This is a genomic window from Latilactobacillus graminis DSM 20719 (assembly GCF_001436415.1).
GTDB classification, from domain to species: domain Bacteria; phylum Bacillota; class Bacilli; order Lactobacillales; family Lactobacillaceae; genus Latilactobacillus; species Latilactobacillus graminis.
Map to the genome: position 1 here is coordinate 1 of NZ_AYZB01000009.1, position 16,941 is coordinate 16,941.

General features: G+C 38.0%; 18 protein-coding genes. 16 read left to right on the plus strand and 2 right to left on the minus strand.

The annotated features are described in order from the left end of the window. Positions 1–99 precede the first annotated feature (99 nt). The 6 genes from FC90_RS03760 (at position 100) to FC90_RS03785 (ending at position 4,132) form a co-directional block, all read left to right on the plus strand. The gene (locus FC90_RS03760) at positions 100–450 is read left to right on the plus strand and encodes a hypothetical protein (protein WP_057907972.1); all 351 of its coding nucleotides are present in this window, start codon (positions 100–102) and stop codon (positions 448–450) included. 1 nt (position 451) lies between these two features. Beyond that, on the plus strand, positions 452–775 hold the full coding sequence (locus tag FC90_RS03765; protein ID WP_057907973.1) for a hypothetical protein: 324 nt from the start codon (positions 452–454) through the stop codon (positions 773–775). A gap of 339 nt (positions 776–1,114) precedes the next feature. Beyond that, positions 1,115–1,429 carry a lactococcin 972 family bacteriocin gene (locus tag FC90_RS03770; protein ID WP_057907974.1) on the plus strand — a complete coding sequence of 105 codons (315 nt, stop codon included), beginning with the start codon at positions 1,115–1,117 and terminating at the stop codon, positions 1,427–1,429. A gap of 73 nt (positions 1,430–1,502) precedes the next feature. After that, positions 1,503–2,420, plus strand: coding sequence for a hypothetical protein (locus tag FC90_RS03775; RefSeq protein WP_057907975.1), 918 nt, complete (start codon positions 1,503–1,505; stop codon positions 2,418–2,420). 120 nt (positions 2,421–2,540) lie between these two features. Next, positions 2,541–3,515 carry a hypothetical protein gene (locus FC90_RS03780; RefSeq protein ID WP_057907976.1) on the plus strand — a complete coding sequence of 325 codons (975 nt, stop codon included), beginning with the start codon at positions 2,541–2,543 and terminating at the stop codon, positions 3,513–3,515. Next, positions 3,509–4,132: an ATP-binding cassette domain-containing protein gene (locus FC90_RS03785; RefSeq protein ID WP_057907977.1), complete on the plus strand. Its 624-nt coding sequence runs from the start codon at positions 3,509–3,511 to the stop codon at positions 4,130–4,132. Before FC90_RS03780 ends, FC90_RS03785 begins: the two co-directional genes overlap by 7 nt. Positions 4,133–4,482: 350 nt before the next feature. Here FC90_RS03785 and FC90_RS03790 read toward each other — a convergent pair whose 3' ends face one another. Together FC90_RS03790 and FC90_RS03795 are read right to left on the minus strand one after the other, a co-directional pair. Continuing rightward, entirely contained in the window at positions 4,483–5,661 is a 1,179-nt protein-coding gene (locus FC90_RS03790; RefSeq protein ID WP_057907978.1) for a C40 family peptidase, read from the minus strand. Positions 5,662–5,887: 226 nt separating this feature from the next. After that, positions 5,888–6,730, minus strand: a complete 843-nt coding sequence (locus tag FC90_RS03795; RefSeq protein ID WP_057907979.1) for a toxin Cry1Ac domain D-VI-related protein — start codon at positions 6,728–6,730, stop codon at positions 5,888–5,890. Positions 6,731–7,009: 279 nt separating this feature from the next. Here FC90_RS03795 and FC90_RS03800 point away from each other — a divergent pair, with 279 nt between their 5' ends. The 10 genes from FC90_RS03800 (at position 7,010) to rbsK (ending at position 16,912) form a co-directional block, all read left to right on the plus strand. Continuing rightward, entirely contained in the window at positions 7,010–8,428 is a 1,419-nt protein-coding gene (locus FC90_RS03800; protein WP_057907980.1) for a C69 family dipeptidase, read from the plus strand. 263 nt (positions 8,429–8,691) lie between these two features. Then, on the plus strand, positions 8,692–9,219 hold the full coding sequence (locus tag FC90_RS03805; protein WP_057907981.1) for a MarR family winged helix-turn-helix transcriptional regulator: 528 nt from the start codon (positions 8,692–8,694) through the stop codon (positions 9,217–9,219). A 142-nt stretch (positions 9,220–9,361) separates the two neighbouring features. After that, positions 9,362–10,546 carry an acetate/propionate family kinase gene (locus FC90_RS03810; protein WP_057907982.1) on the plus strand — a complete coding sequence of 395 codons (1,185 nt, stop codon included), beginning with the start codon at positions 9,362–9,364 and terminating at the stop codon, positions 10,544–10,546. A gap of 14 nt (positions 10,547–10,560) precedes the next feature. After that, positions 10,561–10,806 carry a YdeI/OmpD-associated family protein gene (locus tag FC90_RS03815; protein WP_057907983.1) on the plus strand — a complete coding sequence of 82 codons (246 nt, stop codon included), beginning with the start codon at positions 10,561–10,563 and terminating at the stop codon, positions 10,804–10,806. Between the two features lie 195 nt (positions 10,807–11,001). Beyond that, complete coding sequence (rbsR, locus tag FC90_RS03820) at positions 11,002–12,018, plus strand: ribose utilization transcriptional repressor RbsR (protein WP_057907984.1); 1,017 nt, start codon at positions 11,002–11,004, stop codon at positions 12,016–12,018. Beyond that, positions 12,018–12,410: a D-ribose pyranase gene (rbsD, locus tag FC90_RS03825; RefSeq protein ID WP_057907985.1), complete on the plus strand. Its 393-nt coding sequence runs from the start codon at positions 12,018–12,020 to the stop codon at positions 12,408–12,410. The genes rbsR and rbsD overlap by 1 nt, the downstream gene beginning before the upstream one ends. Before the next feature lie 30 nt (positions 12,411–12,440). Further along, positions 12,441–13,931 carry a sugar ABC transporter ATP-binding protein gene (locus FC90_RS03830; protein WP_057907986.1) on the plus strand — a complete coding sequence of 497 codons (1,491 nt, stop codon included), beginning with the start codon at positions 12,441–12,443 and terminating at the stop codon, positions 13,929–13,931. After that, on the plus strand, positions 13,924–14,898 hold the full coding sequence (locus FC90_RS03835) for an ABC transporter permease (RefSeq protein ID WP_057907987.1): 975 nt from the start codon (positions 13,924–13,926) through the stop codon (positions 14,896–14,898). The genes FC90_RS03830 and FC90_RS03835 overlap by 8 nt, the downstream gene beginning before the upstream one ends. A gap of 14 nt (positions 14,899–14,912) precedes the next feature. Continuing rightward, on the plus strand, positions 14,913–15,866 hold the full coding sequence (locus FC90_RS03840; RefSeq protein ID WP_057907988.1) for a D-ribose ABC transporter substrate-binding protein: 954 nt from the start codon (positions 14,913–14,915) through the stop codon (positions 15,864–15,866). A gap of 137 nt (positions 15,867–16,003) precedes the next feature. After that, the gene (gene rbsK / locus FC90_RS03845; RefSeq protein WP_057907989.1) at positions 16,004–16,912 is read left to right on the plus strand and encodes a ribokinase; all 909 of its coding nucleotides are present in this window, start codon (positions 16,004–16,006) and stop codon (positions 16,910–16,912) included. The last annotated feature ends 29 nt before the right edge of the window (positions 16,913–16,941 follow it).

Here is a 16,941-nt window from a genome sequence, read left to right on the forward strand (position 1 = left end):
GGGATATTGGCAATGAATATCTAGCGTTAGCCCAACAGACTAAAACTGCCGTTGATTATATGATGGCGACTGACAATGAATTAGCGGAGATGTTCAATCATGGATGAGACTGATAAGAGACGAATCTTAAGGCAGCAAGAAACCATTGATAGTGAATACCGCCATACGCGACAGGTTGTAGAAGAACTTTTTGAAACAGTTGATGTTGAGCGTAGACGGTCTGATAATGATTTAGAGAATCTGTATCAGCGACATGACTATGCCATTAAACAGATTGACGAGGATTATTCAGATAATCAAGCATTCAGAAGCGAGTTGGAGAGTGCAAAAGACGCGATTGAGAATACCGTCAAACAAACACGAATCGCAATTGATGACTGTTTAATGGACTACGAAGCGGATTATCGTAAGACTCAAAATGTTTTATCAGAAAAATTATTGGAGAAATAATATGGTAGATTTCCTAGAAGAAAGTCGCAAAGCGGACTTAGACCGAAGAGTCAAAGCATTAGAAGAACAAAGAATTGAACAAATGAAGCAACTTGAAAAGCATAGTATTTCAAGTGATTTAGGTCATACCGTTCTAGCGAAAGTTAAGCGCAAAAAGAAACAGGCCAAACAACAGGCAAATGAAAATGCAGAAGTGATTGTGTCTGAACTAAAAGGTGGCCTAGATCAAGTAGAGGTATTTATTAAAGGGAAAATGGCGGATAAGATGAAGGCTGCCTATCAAAAGGAAAATCGAAAGTTAATTAAAGGGCGAAATTTAAAGTGAATCCCCGCTACTGAGCCAAAATGAAGGGCCCTAAGAAAGTTAGACAAAAATCTAACTGACTTGGAGCCCTTTTATGGCTAAATTTCTTTCGAATTAAAGAAAATCGTTCTATCCGAATACTTATCTAAACAGTCCCTGGGGAACGTGGGGGTGATGAATGTTTTCACCGGCGATTAAGGTGGTTCTTTTCATAGAAAACTAAGTTTAAGCAAGTGACCGCTGTCGATGTATTAGAAGCCCGGATTTAATTGATAAAGTTCATATATATCATCTATACCAATGGATCATTCGCAAGGGGTTTAAATAAAGATATTAGATTGCGTTAAAAGCGTTGTACTCTTGTTACCAACTATCGGTATGGCATCTGCACAAGCAGCTAGTGCAGATATTCCTATTGCAAGTGGTCAAATGGAATTAACACAAGGCCAAACACCTATTATGTCCTGTATAAGTAAGGGTGGCGGCACATGGTATTCGGGATTCAGTGGAACAAAAGTATATTCACAATATTATCATGGTAGTAAAAAACATAGTGCAACAGCTAAAAATGGATGGGGTGCTGGTGTAAGAAACACACAAAAAGCCGGTATCTGGGCTTACTCATCTGTAAATTCGACATTAACGGGTAACAAGACATATTGGGCTGTTTATTAATCGGATAAAAGTTACTATGCTGCTAGACCAATATTAGTCTAGCAGCTTTTTTATGTTGAGAGAGGGTGCATTCATGAGATGGGCAAAAAATATTTTTGCAACGTTGTTGATATTTTTTGTAACATTAATTCTTGCCGGGTTAATGAGTGAGAAGTTAACACAAGAATATCTGTATGAAGATACAAATCAATTAAACGCGACATATGATTCAAATAAGTTTGATTATGAGGATTTTATTAAAGAAGTCGAAAAATTAGGCAAACATAATCTAACGATTTCGCAATATACCTATACAAGTGAAGATACATTAAATATTTATACAAATAGGCCGAAAACTTATAAAAAAAGTAGTGGTGGGCAATTAAAAGTTTCTGTTTACGACTTTAAAGAAGTAAAGAATATTGGATTGGGTACTACATTTTATGTACGTGGTGACTCGAGAAAAATTGCAACTGCACTCAGTAAAAATATGACGCTACACGCTGTTAATCTTGTTAAAACTAGCGCATTTACCCTTAATTCAACGATGATTACATTATCTATATTCATCGTAATGATATTAATTTTGTTGATGTTTTTATACTTACAAGCTAACAAAAAGATGATACGCATACAAAAAACGTTAGGATATGGCATTTTACAAACTTGGATTTACACCATGAGAGAAAATATAGATTTTATCATAAGCTTTTTTGTTGGAGCCGTGTTGGGCATTTTTTTCAGTATCTTTTTAGGCTATTTACTGGATGTTAAATCTTATGTATTACTTGTGCTTGGAATTATTATTGTTGGTATTTTAATTTTAACCATCCAGACTATCTTTTTGATTTTTTGTTATCATTTTTGTAGATTAAGAAACCTACTATCAGTGCGTTATCGACAGCTGTTCGTTGCATTTTTATTAGTCATTTTCGGTATCAGTATCTGGTTCTCATTTCAGACAATTAACCCCATTGCGTTAACATTAAATCAGATTAGTTTAGACAGTTAAACATCTCGACAGTGGCAAGAAACCCAAGATGTATATAAAACAAACATTACAAATCAAATTAATAGAGATAATAAGTTCGAAGAGAAAAATTATTCTGAAAAAGCTAAGTCTTACTATAAAATGATTACCAGTCAGCTATCAACTTTTATCATTATTGCCAATAACTTTACGATGATTGATCGTGATCCGGATACAAAAGAACCTATTTATATTGGTCAACAGATTATGCCGAATGAGACCGTACGGGACTACAATACTGAGCCCTTTGGTAATTCAATAATTGTTGATAAGAACTATCTAAAACGACAAAACATAAAAATTCATGATTCAAATTTTTTTCAACGTTCGGTTGATAGGAGCATTGTCTACATTCTAGTCCCCGATAAATATCAAAGATCTGATACAGAGATCATTAAGAATTACAGTGCTAATGCAATTGAAAAAATTGGTTACAGTAAAATGCCAAAGTTTAAAATTATTCATACGTTCAATAATCAAAAGTATTTCACTTACAATATAAATCTAGGTGATCCAGCTACTGGGAATAACTTGGTGGATCCTATCGCAGTTGTATTTAATAAAAACTTGGTGGATTTGCAAACTTTCGGGAATATGCTCACCATCGATGGTGGACTTTTCTTTGAGAAAAATAGTGAAGCCCAAGACGTCTTTAACCTACTGAAACCAACTATTAAGAAAGTAGGTCTCAGCAATACCTTAAATATGTCTGTCTCAGTGTACAAAGATTTTTCAAGATACTTAGCAAAACAACGGTCTACCTTGCTAGCTCAAACATTACATTTCTTCTTATTATTATTAATAGATTGTTTACTAATCAAAGAAATTATTATATTATTCTTTGAGCTCAACAAAAAGCAGTTCATTGTTAAATGGGTTTTGGGCTATTCAAGAATCGGTCTTTTGTTCGATACTATTTTTTGGCCACTATTAGTAATATTAGCGATCTCGGTATTTTATCAACTGATTAATTATAGTATTACCAATTATGCTTTTGCATTAGTCCTCATTGTTGTAAGCATAGTCATGTATAGTTCATTATTTAATCAGATATTTAGGAGGAATCAATTATGGTAAAACTTCAGGTTAATAACGTTGTAAAAGTAATTGAAAAGAAAACTATAATTGATAACTTTTCGTTGACAGTCAACAGCAACGATTTCGTCATCATAACGGGTAAAAGCGGAACTGGTAAAACAACATTACTGAATGTAATTAGTGGGTTAACTAGGAGAGATTCCGGTGAGATATATTTAGATGATGCTTTAATCGGTAAACATATGCAAAATATTTGGCGAAATAAAATCGGCTTTATTTTTCAGGATAATTTACTTCTGGAAAATCAAACCATTAAAAAGAATATCTTGATAGGGGCAAAATTTAATAAAAAGTTAAGCGATGAAGAGATAAATAACCTTTTGATAAGTGTTGATTTGAAAGGCGTATCACTCAAACAGCAAGTTAGTACTCTTAGTGGAGGGGAACAGCAGCGAATAGCATTGTTACGGACAATGGTTAAAAGAAATGAAATCATATTTGCTGACGAGCCAACTGGAAATTTGGATAAAGTAAATGCAATTAGTCTAGTCAAATTGTTAAAAGATTGGAGTATGGAGGATCAACATGCGGTTGTAATGGTCACACATAATCCCGAATTTATTCAGTTTGCTACTAAACATATAAATTTGGTCTGAAGATGTATTTCTTATGATAAAAAGAGACCGTGATATAAATCTAAAATAAAAAGGATTACTGCACATTGCTAATCATTTGTTTCTGTCGTAAATAGGTAACTAAAATCTCTAAGCCCTAATTAATGATTGCTTCAATATCGTCAGCAATTTAGGCACCAGTAATTGTTCGAACAAGGGCCGCTAGCTTCTAAACATACAATGCGGGATTGATATAACAAACAGTGTTTCTTTAGCTGATATGTGGTTAATTGATCTATTTAAATCATAATACAAAAAGCGGTAGTTGAATGAATCGTAAGATTCGTTCAACTACCGCTTTTTTGTGACTTATGTCATAGTCGTATTCTAGACTAAAGGACGCGGACTGCGAATGAAGGCATGAAGTAGCTTGAGATACTTGCTGTCTTAACTGATTCGCCAGGTTGTGGTGCGTGGACGTATTGGCCACCACCGATGTAGATTGCGTCGTGATATGAAGCGCCAGCGCCACCCCAGAAGAGGATATCGCCAGGTTGTAAGTTATTAAGTGAGACACGTTGACCAGCGCCTTCTTGAGCAGTTGTGACACGCCCCAATGAAATACCAGCTTGTGCGTATGCATATTGAACTAAACCAGAACAGTCAAGGCCTTGACCTGGTGTTGTGCCACCCCATACATAAGGGGTACCGATTTGTGACAAAGCAGCGTTGATAACAGTTTGGGCATTACCACGTGCCGGTGTATTAGTATTAGCTTGTGGTGCTTGTTGAACAGGAGCAGTAGCTTGATTGCTTTGAGTTGTTGTTTGTGTTTGAGCAGGGTGTGTTGTTGCGGCTGGCGTGCTTGTTGCAGCAGCCGGCGTTGTTGATTCAGTTGTTGTAGCTGGCGCTGGGGTTTTTGTGGCAGGAGCCGGAGTGGTTGCTTGAGGTGCAGCAGGTGCTTGCACTTCAGTCGTAGTCGTTGTTGCAGCAACTGGTGTTACTGCCGGTGCGTTTGTAATTGGTGTGACACCTGTCAAGTTAGGGTTGTTTAAAACAACGTAGCTAGCAGGGACCCAGCCTTTGCTTTCTAATTGGTACCAAGTGGTGCCGTTTAAATCTTTTTGATTAATGACATTTTTAGTTGTGCCATAGGTTAAATATTCGCCAGTTGGTTGAGTAGCAGTTGTGTCAGACCAAACCGTTGTTGCACCTGATTGGAAGTTAGCTGTTACTGTGTTTTTAACAGCCGGGGTTGTTGTAGCTGGTTGAGCAGTTGTATCACCGGCTGTGATGAATTGGCTTGAAACCCATTCGTCATTACCAAGTTTGTACCAAGTTTGGCCATAAACTTGTTTAGTTGCTTGGATTGTAACGTGTTGGTTAGTTGCCAAGTAATGAGTCGGTTTTTGACCGACTTCAGGGCTAGTCCAAACGGTTGTGGCCCCATCAGTATAATTAACTGTTCCGCTTGTGGCTGCCTGGGCGTCGTTTGTTTGTAGACCCATTAATACTAAGCCAGCAAGGCCAACAATCCCAGAAGATAAGTAAGTCATTTTTTGCTTTTTCATGTGTATAGTGTGCTCCTTCAAGAAATTTTTTTAAGTTATTTAAATTTTGAATTAATTTAGTACGTTGATTAGCATAGCACTTGAAAGTAACAAACATGTTACATAATAGTTAGCGCGCTGTTACATGTTTCTTAAGATATCAGCGCGTAAAAGACTAAATGGATGCGAACGTCAAAAAAGTACGCAAATCAAACAGATAGCGTACTTTAGGCGAGAAAATTAAGAATTACGATAAGGCATTAGTTGAGGTCTGATCGGTGTCGGTTGAGACATTATTCGTTGTTGAATTGGTTTCAGTAGTTGTTTCTGTGTCGGTTATCGTTTGAGAATTGGATGACACATCACCTTGACTTGTCGATGCTTGGGTGTTAGCTGAATAGGTGTTGAATTGATTTTCAGCATTTTGAATGTAGGCCAAATATTTTGTTTTAAAACCAGAATGGGTTGCTTTGTTGACTAAAGACCGAGCGTAAGGAAAGTCGTTAGCAGATAAGGTAGCCGGGATATTATTAAAATTATCATCTGTAAATAAGTTACCAACAGCTGTCATGGCCGCTAATTGATTCTGGGCCTCTTGATAGTCAGCTAATTGTTTGGGATGACCAGTGTAGTCGGATGCCTTACCAAGTTGGGCATTCGCTTTAACAATCCCATTCTTATCGAAGAAAGCACTTGTTTTAATTTTGCTTTTGGGTTGCTTTTGAGTAGTTGGCTTGTCTGATTCACTCGTTGTTGATGAGTTGCCAGTTATTTTAGCGAGATCTTTTTGAGCAGCATGATAATCTGTTTTGGCATCACCAGTAATCCCACTCATATAAAGGTTGGGCTTAATTTGTTGCTCAAGTCTAGTGGCCGTTGTGATAATTTGTTGCTGCTTAGTAGCTGTTAATTGGGCTGGCTTTTGATGGGCACTGTCACGATAGAGTTGGTTAACCTTTTGAACGTATTGATCGATTTTATGTTCGGTTTTAATTGCTGCCGGTGGGACTGTTGTTTTGTTCTGACAGCCAGCTAGCACCATAGAACAGCTGGTCATGGCCAGCAAAAGAGCAAACGGTATTTTTTTCATTAGGAGACCACCTTGTTGTTAGATATACACTCTATAATATATCATGAAATTAGGAGCGCTAACATGGTAGTTTTGTGATAATCTTAGAATCAAGGGTTGTAATACAATTAGTAGTTAAATAAAAGTAGTGATAAATGTGGGTACTAAAGGAATAACTGGTAAATGAGACTATACATTCAGAAAAGATAAGCGTACACTATGGATATTAATTATGAGAAAATTTTAATCAAATATGATCGATGAGTTCGACTAAGGCGATCATCAGAGGGAGTGCAACTTATGGAATCAGCATGTACATCAATTTTAGTTGGTAAAAACGCATCATTGGACGGTTCAACAATGATTGCGCGCAACGACGATACTTTCTTACCTTTAACACCCCAACGGTTTCACATCAATCCAGCCGTCAAGAATCGTAAGGGGGCTAAAATCAAATCTTGGTTAAACGGTTTTGAAGCAGAATTACCAGAAAATGGCTATCGTTGGCCAGCCGTTCCGAATGTTGATTACAAGCATAATGGTTACTATGATGAAAGTAGTATCAATGAAGTGAACGTGGCAATGAGTTGTACGGAAAGTACATATGGGAACGAAAAAGCCCTTGCTTATGATCCACTGGTCAAGGATGGCTTGGATGAAGATTGCATGCAGGCGATGGTTGCCCCCTATATTAATTCGGCGCGCGAAGGGGTCAGCTATCTCGGTAATTTGATTAAACAATATGGCTCGCCAGCTGGCAATAGTGTGCTTTTTAGTGATCATAACGAAGTATGGTATATGGAAATTGTGACCGGTCATTTGTGGCTTGCTCAACGGATTCCAGATGATGCTTATGCAGTTGCCGCTAACCAAGTCGCAATCCAACAAGTTGATTTCAATGATCCCGATCATTTTATGTGGGCAGAAGGAATTCAAGATTACGTTGAAACGCATCATTTAAACCCGGACAAAACGGGTTGGAATTTCCGCCATATTTTTGGCACGATGAACGAAAAAGACCGACATTATAACACACCACGAGTTTGGTACGCGCATCATTTATTTGATGCTGACTTTGATATGTCACCTGAATCGGCTGAATTACCATTCATTCGCCGGATTGAACATAAAATCAGCGTGGAAGACATCGAATTTTTATTAGGGTCACATTATAATGAAACGAAATTTGATCCGATGGGGCATGGGGTTGATGAAGACAAGTACCGTTACCGGCCAATTGGTTTGAATCGGACGCAAAATGCGCATATTTTACAATTACGGAATGACGTGCCCAAAGAACAAGCAGCAATTATGTGGATTACCATGGGAATGCCGACGTACACGCCGTTTATTCCGTTTTTTACGAATGCTAATGATACTGATCCGAGCTTCAGTGAAACCCCAACGAAGTGGGATTTAAAGAGTGCTTACTGGCTATATCGGACGATTTCGGTATTGGTTGAAGGTCATTACAGCCAACACATTCAAGGCAATATTGATTACTTAAATCGTTGTCGCCAAGAACTCCGGAGTACGATTGATACTATTCAGACAAAAGCACAGCATTATCAAGGTTCGGCATTGACCGAATATTTAACGACGCAAAATCATGCAATCGTTAAACAAATGGCAAATGAAGCCAACGCAATGATTGGTGAACTTGTGATGGCCGGCATTAATTTATCAAAATTAACTTTTAATATGGATCGTAATCTTTAACAAGGGATTGCGTTCAAAAAAAGAGCTGTTAAGGATCGTGTTGAGCAATCCTTAGCGGCTTTTTTTGAATTTGGCAGCATTGATTTAGATAGTAGTAAGGCAACAATTGAATTGCTAAATATTAAATTTAACCGCATTTAATTAATGGAGCAAACTGGTTTGTTTTTATTTAAAATGTGCTAATATATTGTTAGTTAATTAAATTGAATCCGTTAATTGTTACTATGCACAATAAATTAGATAGTTTAAAAAGGGGAAAAACGATGACAACAAATAAGTATTCCGATGACTGGGAAGTAATTACGCATCTTTCATTGATTTATCGGTGGATTGTTAGTAATTTAAGTGATTTTGTGAGTGGAGAGAGTTTGAATTACAAAGTTTCTTTTGATCAATTTTTGATTATGTATGAAATTTCAACCAACGAAAACTTAACAGGGAGCAAATTAGCGAAGACGATGAGCGTTAGTCGATCAGCTATTTCGCGTCAATGTCGGTTATTAAAAGAAAATGGCTACGTTGTTGAAGAACATTTGCAATCGGATCAACGGGTTAAATTTTTAAGTCTCACCAAGCAAGGCCAAGATGTTTTGGATCGCTTGGTGAGCCGTTACGTTGAAAAGTATCGTGAAATTGAATCACAAATGGGTCGGGATAAGGTAGAAGGTTTGATTGAGTTTATTGATCAATTCTACTTAAACATCATCGAACCGAGTGAGTATCAAGATAATAAGATGGGTCGTTCATTCTTAAATAAAGTTAAACAAATGAACGAAGCAAGTATCGAATAGTAGTAATCTGGGAGGGAACGCTTATAGCGGGCCTTTTTTTATTGAGCGTAATCCCCCATGCTTTATAATCAAACTTGTTTCTTATCATGAAATTGCTTACAATCAAGGTGAGCGTGGATTATAGAAAGTGGGAGACGATAGTATGGAAAAAATTCTGGCGATAAATGCAGGTAGTTCAACCTTAAAGTGGCAGTTATTTGAAATGCCTGTTGAACGAGTGATTGCCAAAGGGATGATTGATCGGTTAGGCTTACCAGATTCGGTCTTCACTGTTAAATATGGCGATCAAAAAAAATATAAAAGCGTGCGAGATATTGCAACCCATGAAGAAGCTGGTCTGTTATTACTAACGCAGCTAAAAGAATTAAAGATTGTGGCCCACCTTGATGAAATCACAGGGGTCGGCCATCGGGTCGTCGCTGGTGGTGAAGTGTTTAAGGATTCTACAGTGATCAATCCGGTCGGGCTTGACGAAATTAATCGCTTGGCGGAATATGCGCCGTTACATAATCCAACCCAAGCTTATTATATTAAAATATTTACAACCTTATTACCGGGGGTTCCAGAAGTGGCTGTTTTTGATACGTCATTTTATAGCACATTACCGGCTGAAAATTATTTATATAGCATTCCCCAAGTTTATTATGAAAAATACGGTGCGCGAAAATATGGTGCACACGGGACAAGTCATCGTTTCGTTGCCCACCGAGCAGCCGAAATTTTAGAACAACCGCTTGAAACGCAAAAAATGATCACGTTGCACCTTGGCAGTGGGGCATCAATTACCGCGATTCAAGACGGGTATGCAGTCGATACATCAATGGGCTTCACACCGCTGGCCGGCATTACGATGGGCACGCGATCTGGTGATATTGATGTCTCGTTGGTAGCCTTTTTAGCTGAAAAATTAGGTAAAACAATGCCAGAGATGATCACCATTTTGAACCATAAGTCAGGTTTATTAGGACTTTCTGAATTGTCGCCTGATATGCGTGATTTAGAAGAAACCGCTGAATCACGGCCACAATCTCAATTGGCGCTTGATATTTTTGTCAATCGGGTTGTGAAGTATGTTGGTTCTTACGTGGCTTTAATGAATGGCGTAGATACGCTGGTCTTTACTGCCGGCAGTGGTGAGAACGGCAGTGAATTACGGGCCGCCATTTGTGAACAACTCGCTTGCTTTGGTGTAGTATTAGATGAAGATAAAAATAATGTCCGCAGCCAAGAGCGCATTATCAGCAGTGATCAATCACGCGTTAAGGTCCTAATTGTGCCAACTAATGAAGAGTTGATGATTGCCAGAGATGTCATGCGGTTAAAATAAGGGAGTTATGCACTATGCCACAAAAACCATTATCAGAATATGAAATTGAAATCCCCCGTTTGAGTGCTCGATTAGAAGATAAACCAGCCACAAAAAATTTTTTCGACGCACTGACACCGGGCTATCAACGTGAATGGGCACGTTATGTTTACGGCGCTAAAGCTGAAGAAACACAGCAGCGACATTATGCTGAAATGTGTCAAATTTTAGATGCAGGTTATAAATCTAAACGAGGTTATGGACAAGCAAAGAAAAAATAAATTAAAAGAAGATAGTGTTTTTTTAAGATTAATCAAAGGTAGACTAAATCAATGTTTAGTCTATTTTTTTATTAGACAATAGTTATTGAAAGGCTAAATGCTTATATAACAGCATTGACAGCGCATACATTTTAATGTTAGTATTATCTCCATTAAGTAAACCGGTTTACTAAATTCTTAATTGAAGGTGATGATATGCCAAAAAGGGCAACAATCAAGGATGTTGCAAGATTGGCGGAAGTTTCTGTAACGACGGTTTCTTTGATTTTAAATCATAAAGGTGATCGTTTTAGCAAAGAAACTATCAGTCATGTCCGTACTGCGCAAGAATCACTGGGATATGTACCTGACTATTTTGCACAAGGGATGACTATCAAGGCAACTAAAACGCTAGGTGTATTAGTACCTGATATTACGAATCCGTTCTTTAGTCAATTTAGCCAAGGAATAGAGGAAGTAGCATCACGTGCTGGCTTTATTCCATTGATTTATAATGTTGGGACGCAGGATACGCAGAGTACAAATTATTTGCAAGAACTTGTCCGCCGAACCGTTGATGGCTTTATAATTGCGGCACCCAATGTTGGATTAGATATTATTCATCAGTATTTGGATCAAAATAAAGTGCCGTATCTATTAATGGATCAATCCGCTTCAGATAACGGTGATCGAATAATTGCTGGTGATTTTGAGGGTGGTCAAAAGGCAACACAATACTTATTAGATCATCATCATCGAAAAGTAGCGGTGATTCTACCACGGCAACATTCAAATAATATTGACAAACGATTAAAAGGTTATCAAAAAGCAATGATTAATGCGGGTATTACGGTTGATTCAGATTGGCTAATTGAACATGAATTAACTAAAAAAGGTGGCTATGAAGCAGCTGCAGAGGTAATTGAGAGTGGGGTCAGTGCTGTTTTTGCAATTAATGATGAAATGGCAATTGGTTTGTACCGTGGCTTGCAAGAACGTGGCAAACGGGTGCCAGAAGATATTTCCGTAATTGGTTACGATAATATTGAATGGTGTCAGTATGTTCAGCCGCAGTTAACCACAATTGAACAACCAATTATTGAATTGGGACGAGTCGCAACCGGTCTATTGTTGAATCGTTTAAAAACACCCGATGCAAAACCGCAAACAATTAAAATGGCGACCAAATTGGTTGAGCGCGCGAGCGTTATTGATTATCAGGAGGTAGAGTAATGAAGAAAACAACAGTTATTAATTCGAATTTATCAAGAGTAATCGCACAAATGGGACATTACGATACATTAGGTGTTGGCGATGCAGGTATGCCAGTACCAGTGGGAACTGAAAAAATTGATCTAGCTGTTACAAATGGACTACCTAGTTTGGTTGATGTTGTAAAAAATATTTTAAGTGAGTTGCAACTTCAAGAGGTTTATTTGGCTGAAGAAATCAAGACAGAAAATCCCCAACAATTAGCGGCTATTAAAGAAATAATTGACGTACCGATTAAATTTATACCACACGACAAAATGAAAGCGGATTTATCAAATGCTAAAGCTTTTGTTAGGACGGGTGAAATGACACCATATGCTAATATCATTTTGGTAAGTGGTGTAACGTTCTAGCTATTTAATGTCGAAGGAGGGATGGTAAAGATGGAAGTGCAAATGAAAGACATTAAAAAAGCTTTCGGAAAAAACCGCGTTCTTGAAGGGGTCGATGTGACTGTTAAAGCTGGACAGGTACATGCTTTAATGGGCGAGAATGGCGCGGGTAAATCGACATTGATGAACATCTTAACGGGTTTGTATAAGCGTGATGCTGGGCAGATTTTAATTGATGGCGCAGAGACTTACTATGAAACACCCCTTGACGCTGAGAAGCATGGTATCAGTTTTATTCATCAAGAGATGAATAATTTCGCTGAAATGACGGTTTTAGACAATATGTTCTTAAACCGTGAGATTAAAGGACCTTTGGGAGTTCTTAAGCAAGCTGAGATGCGTAAGATTGCGAAGGAGAATCTTGCCAAGTTAGGGACTGATATTGATTTAGATGTACCGGTCGGATCGTTAAGTGTTGGGCGTCAGCAAATGATCGAAATTGCAAAGTCACTAATGTCTGATGCTAAAGTATTGATTATGGATGAACCAACTGCAGCTTTGACTGAAAAGGAGATCGAAAAGTTATTTGATGTTATTCGGAGCTTAAAAGAGCGAGGAGTAGGCATTATTTATATTTCTCATCGTATGGAAGAAATTATGAAAATTTGTGACCACATTACGGTAATGCGTGATGGGATTTCAGTTAATAGTTATCCAACTAGCGAAACGAATATGGCACAGATTGTACGGGATATGGTTGGGCGTGAAATGGGAGATTTTTATCCGGAAAGAAGTACGCAACCAGGTGATATTGCATTAAAAGTAACTGATATTGAACGAAAAGGTGTTTTTGACCATATTAATTTTGAAGTTCATGCTGGTGAAATTTTAGCGTTCTCTGGATTGATGGGTGCTGGGCGAACCGAAATTATGCGTGCCATTTTTGGTATCGATAAGTTAGACAGTGGTCAGATTCAGATGAATGGAACGACCATCAGTAATAAGACTCCGGGAGAGGCAATTAAAAATAATATTGGCTTTTTAACGGAGAATCGTAAAGATGAAGGACTGATTCTGAACGATAGTATTGCAGATAACATTGCATTGCCAAGTATTGGCGGTTTTGTGAAACATGGGTTGGTGGATGACAAAGCCGTGGCAGATTTTGTCGCGCTTTTAATGAAGCGGTTACATGTTAAGGCGACCGGTCCATCTGAATCGGCAGGTAGTTTATCTGGCGGGAATCAGCAAAAAGTTGTTTTAGCTAAATGGATTGGTAGTGGTACTCAAGTTCTAATACTAGATGAACCGACTCGAGGAGTTGATGTTGGTGCCCGGCGGGAAATCTATGACTTAATGAATGAATTAACGAATCGTGGTGTGGCCATCATTATGGTTTCAAGTGATTTGGATGAAGTGCTTGGAATGAGTGATCGAATTGCAGTTGTATATGAAGGTCATATTACAGGTATTATTCCTACAAAAACGGCGACTCAAGAATCTGTAATGACTTTAGCAACAGGAGGACAAGTTAATGAATGATGCAGCAAAAAAAGGTGAAAAGTTTTCAGCCCAGAAGTTCATCTCAAAACTAGGGCCGGTATTAGCGTTACTAGTATTGGTTGTGGCAGTAAGTGTTATGAATATGAGCTTTTTAGCACCATCTAATTTACTGAACTTATTACGCCAAGTTTCGATTAATGCGTTAATCGCCTTTGGGATGACATTCGTTATTTTAACTGGTGGGATTGATTTATCTGTCGGTTCAATTTTAGCGTTGAGTGGCGCTATTTCAGCCTATATGATTCAGGCAGGTGTATCACCAGCTATTGCTATCGCTATCGGTATGCTAACTGGAGCGTTGTTCGGGTTAATTAATGGGATTCTGGTAGCTTACGGGAAAGCAGCACCATTTATTGCGACGTTAGCAACAATGACGATTTTTCGTGGTGGAACCTATGTATTTACTAATGGGAATCCAATTACTGGGACAAAAATTAATGAAAGCTTTCTCTTTCAGTTTATGGGTCGCGGCTATCTATTTGGCATTCCATTCCCAATTATTATCATGTTAATCGCTTTTGGAATCTTATATGTTGTGTTACACAAGACAACATTTGGTCGAAAAACGTATGCATTAGGTGGGAACGAAGAAGCCGCATACGTTGCTGGTGTGAATACTAAAAAAGTAACAATGATTATTTATACACTTTCAGGATTAATGGCATCAGTTGCCGGCGTTATTTTAACTTCTAGATTGAGCTCTGCACAACCAGATGCAGGGACATCTTATGAAATGGATGCTATTGCGGCTGTTGTTTTAGGTGGAACAAGTCTTGCTGGTGGTAAGGGAAGAATCTTTGGAACATTAATCGGGGCCTTAATCATTGGTACTTTGAATAATGGGATGAATCTATTGGGGATTTCTAGTTTTTATCAACAAATCGTCAAAGGGATTGTCATCATCGTTGCCGTATTACTTGATCGTCGAGAATCAAAAAATAATTAACTGGAGGTTTTATCATGCAAAAGAAGTTTAAGGTATTAGTTGGTATTATGGCTGTTACATTATTAAGTGCAGCATTGGCTGGTTGCGGTGGCGCTAGCTTAGGTGGTAATGATGGCGGTAGTGAAAAAACAACGAAAAAAACAGCTGATAAAGTTAAAATTGGTGCATCAATTTCAACTTTGAATAATCCATTCTTTGTTTCAGTTAAAAAAGGAATTAACGATGCTGCTAAAAAGAAAAGTAATGTTCAAATTTTTGATGCTCAAAATGATACCGCTAAGCAATCAAATGATATTGAAGATATGATTCAAAAGAAAGTGGATGTGTTGATTATCAACCCAGTTGATTCATCAGCTATCTCGTCATCAGTTAAAGATGCTAATGATGCTGGGATTCCAGTTATCACAGTTGATCGTAGCAGTGACAGTGGTAAAGTACTAACTTTAGTATCTTCTAACAGTACAAAAGGTGGACAAATGGCTGCTAAATATATGTTAGAAAAATTAGGTAATGGTGCGAAGATTGCTGAATTACAGGGTGTCCCAGGCGCATCTGCAACGCGTGAACGTGGTAAAGGATTTGAAAATGCAGTTAAAGGTAAATTAGATATTACCGCAAAACAAACGGCTAGTTTCGATCGCGCTAAAGGTTTAACAGTTACAGAAAATATTTTACAAGGAAATCCTGAAATTAAAGGGTTATTCTCTCAAAATGATGAAATGGCATTAGGCGCTGCGCAAGCTGCTAAGAGTGCTAATAAGGATTTAATGATTGTTGGTTTTGACGGTGAAACTGATGGACTAAAAGCCGTCAAAAACGGTGAAATGGCAGCAACTGTAGCACAACAACCCGAAGAAATGGGTCGATTAGCTGTTAAAGCAGCATATGATCACTTCAATGGTAAAAAAGTAAAAGTGAAGATTGATTCACCATTAGAATTAGTAACAACGGATTCGTTAAAGAAATAAGTAAGTTGTTGAAAAGCATTAAACGGCGCTGTCCGTTTGATGCTTTTGTATTGGTTTGAAATTTTAAAATCCCGATGCAATAGCATGTTGTATGCGTTATAATGAAACGATTAAAACGGGACTGAGGAGGAATTGTTTTGGTAAATGTCATAGTTTTAGGATCGATTAATGTTGATAGAATATTACAAATACCACGGTTACCGTTACCTGGAGAGACTTTAGCAATGGGTAGGCAATCATCTGCTGGCGGTGGTAAAGGAGCTAACCAAGCTATTGCGGCAGTACGAATGGGTGCAAAAACAAATTTCATTGGAAAAGTAGGTCGTGAAGGTGCAGCGGATTTCATGCTCGATACGTTTAAAAAAGATGGTATGAATATCGAACATGTGACTTATTCTGAAACAGCTGGAACTGGACAAGCTTATATTATGGTTGATGAATATGGTCAAAATAGTATTTTGATTTATGGGGGAGCTAATCAAGCGATAACGGTTGACGATATTCAAGCGGCTAAAGTAGCAATTCAAACGGCAGACCGGATTATTGCGCAATTTGAGGTACCAATCCCGGCCATTATTGCGGCATTTAAGATTGCTAGAGAAAATGGTGTTCAGACAATTCTTAATCCAGCGCCTGCAATTAAAGATATTCCTACTGAGCTGTTAGCTGTAACGGATATGATTATTCCCAATGAAACAGAAGCGGAGACTATTACGGGCATTAAAGTGACTGATGAAGCATCGATGAAAGCAAACGCAGAAGCAATGTTTAAGCTAGGGATTAAAGTCGTTATTATTACGGTCGGTGACAAAGGTTCATTTTATGCAACTGCGGATAAGGACGGTTTTATCCCGGCTTTTAAAGTTCAGGCGGTTGATACAACAGCTGCTGGTGATACCTTTATCGGTGCATTAAGCACGAAATTATCTTTGGACTATAGTAATTTGGAAGCAGCGATGACTTTTGCCAATAAAACCGCTTCAATTACTGTTCAAACACAAGGTGCGCAGAATTCAATTCCATATCTTAAAGATGTTATGGTCTAACAACTGCTGGAACAACTAGCCAAGCCTTC

Bases quoted from the DNA above. Each gene is read 5' to 3' on its own strand.
- FC90_RS03840 (WP_057907988.1), top strand. From the start codon at position 14,913: ATGCAAAAGAAGTTTAAGGTATTAGTTGGTATTATGGCTGTTACATTA.
- FC90_RS03760 (WP_057907972.1), top strand. From the start codon at position 100: ATGGATGAGACTGATAAGAGACGAATCTTAAGGCAGCAAGAAACCATT.
- FC90_RS03800 (WP_057907980.1), top strand. From the start codon at position 7,010: ATGGAATCAGCATGTACATCAATTTTAGTTGGTAAAAACGCATCATTG.
- FC90_RS03810 (WP_057907982.1), top strand. From the start codon at position 9,362: ATGGAAAAAATTCTGGCGATAAATGCAGGTAGTTCAACCTTAAAGTGG.
- FC90_RS03785 (WP_057907977.1), top strand. From the start codon at position 3,509: ATGGTAAAACTTCAGGTTAATAACGTTGTAAAAGTAATTGAAAAGAAA.
- FC90_RS03815 (WP_057907983.1), top strand. From the start codon at position 10,561: ATGCCACAAAAACCATTATCAGAATATGAAATTGAAATCCCCCGTTTG.
- FC90_RS03830 (WP_057907986.1), top strand. From the start codon at position 12,441: ATGGAAGTGCAAATGAAAGACATTAAAAAAGCTTTCGGAAAAAACCGC.
- FC90_RS03795 (WP_057907979.1), bottom strand. From the start codon at position 6,730: ATGAAAAAAATACCGTTTGCTCTTTTGCTGGCCATGACCAGCTGTTCT.
- FC90_RS03835 (WP_057907987.1), top strand. From the start codon at position 13,924: ATGAATGATGCAGCAAAAAAAGGTGAAAAGTTTTCAGCCCAGAAGTTC.
- FC90_RS03780 (WP_057907976.1), top strand. From the start codon at position 2,541: ATGATTACCAGTCAGCTATCAACTTTTATCATTATTGCCAATAACTTT.
- FC90_RS03790 (WP_057907978.1), bottom strand. From the start codon at position 5,661: ATGAAAAAGCAAAAAATGACTTACTTATCTTCTGGGATTGTTGGCCTT.
- FC90_RS03775 (WP_057907975.1), top strand. From the start codon at position 1,503: ATGAGATGGGCAAAAAATATTTTTGCAACGTTGTTGATATTTTTTGTA.
- rbsR (WP_057907984.1), top strand. From the start codon at position 11,002: ATGCCAAAAAGGGCAACAATCAAGGATGTTGCAAGATTGGCGGAAGTT.
- rbsD (WP_057907985.1), top strand. From the start codon at position 12,018: ATGAAGAAAACAACAGTTATTAATTCGAATTTATCAAGAGTAATCGCA.
- FC90_RS03805 (WP_057907981.1), top strand. From the start codon at position 8,692: ATGACAACAAATAAGTATTCCGATGACTGGGAAGTAATTACGCATCTT.
- FC90_RS03765 (WP_057907973.1), top strand. From the start codon at position 452: ATGGTAGATTTCCTAGAAGAAAGTCGCAAAGCGGACTTAGACCGAAGA.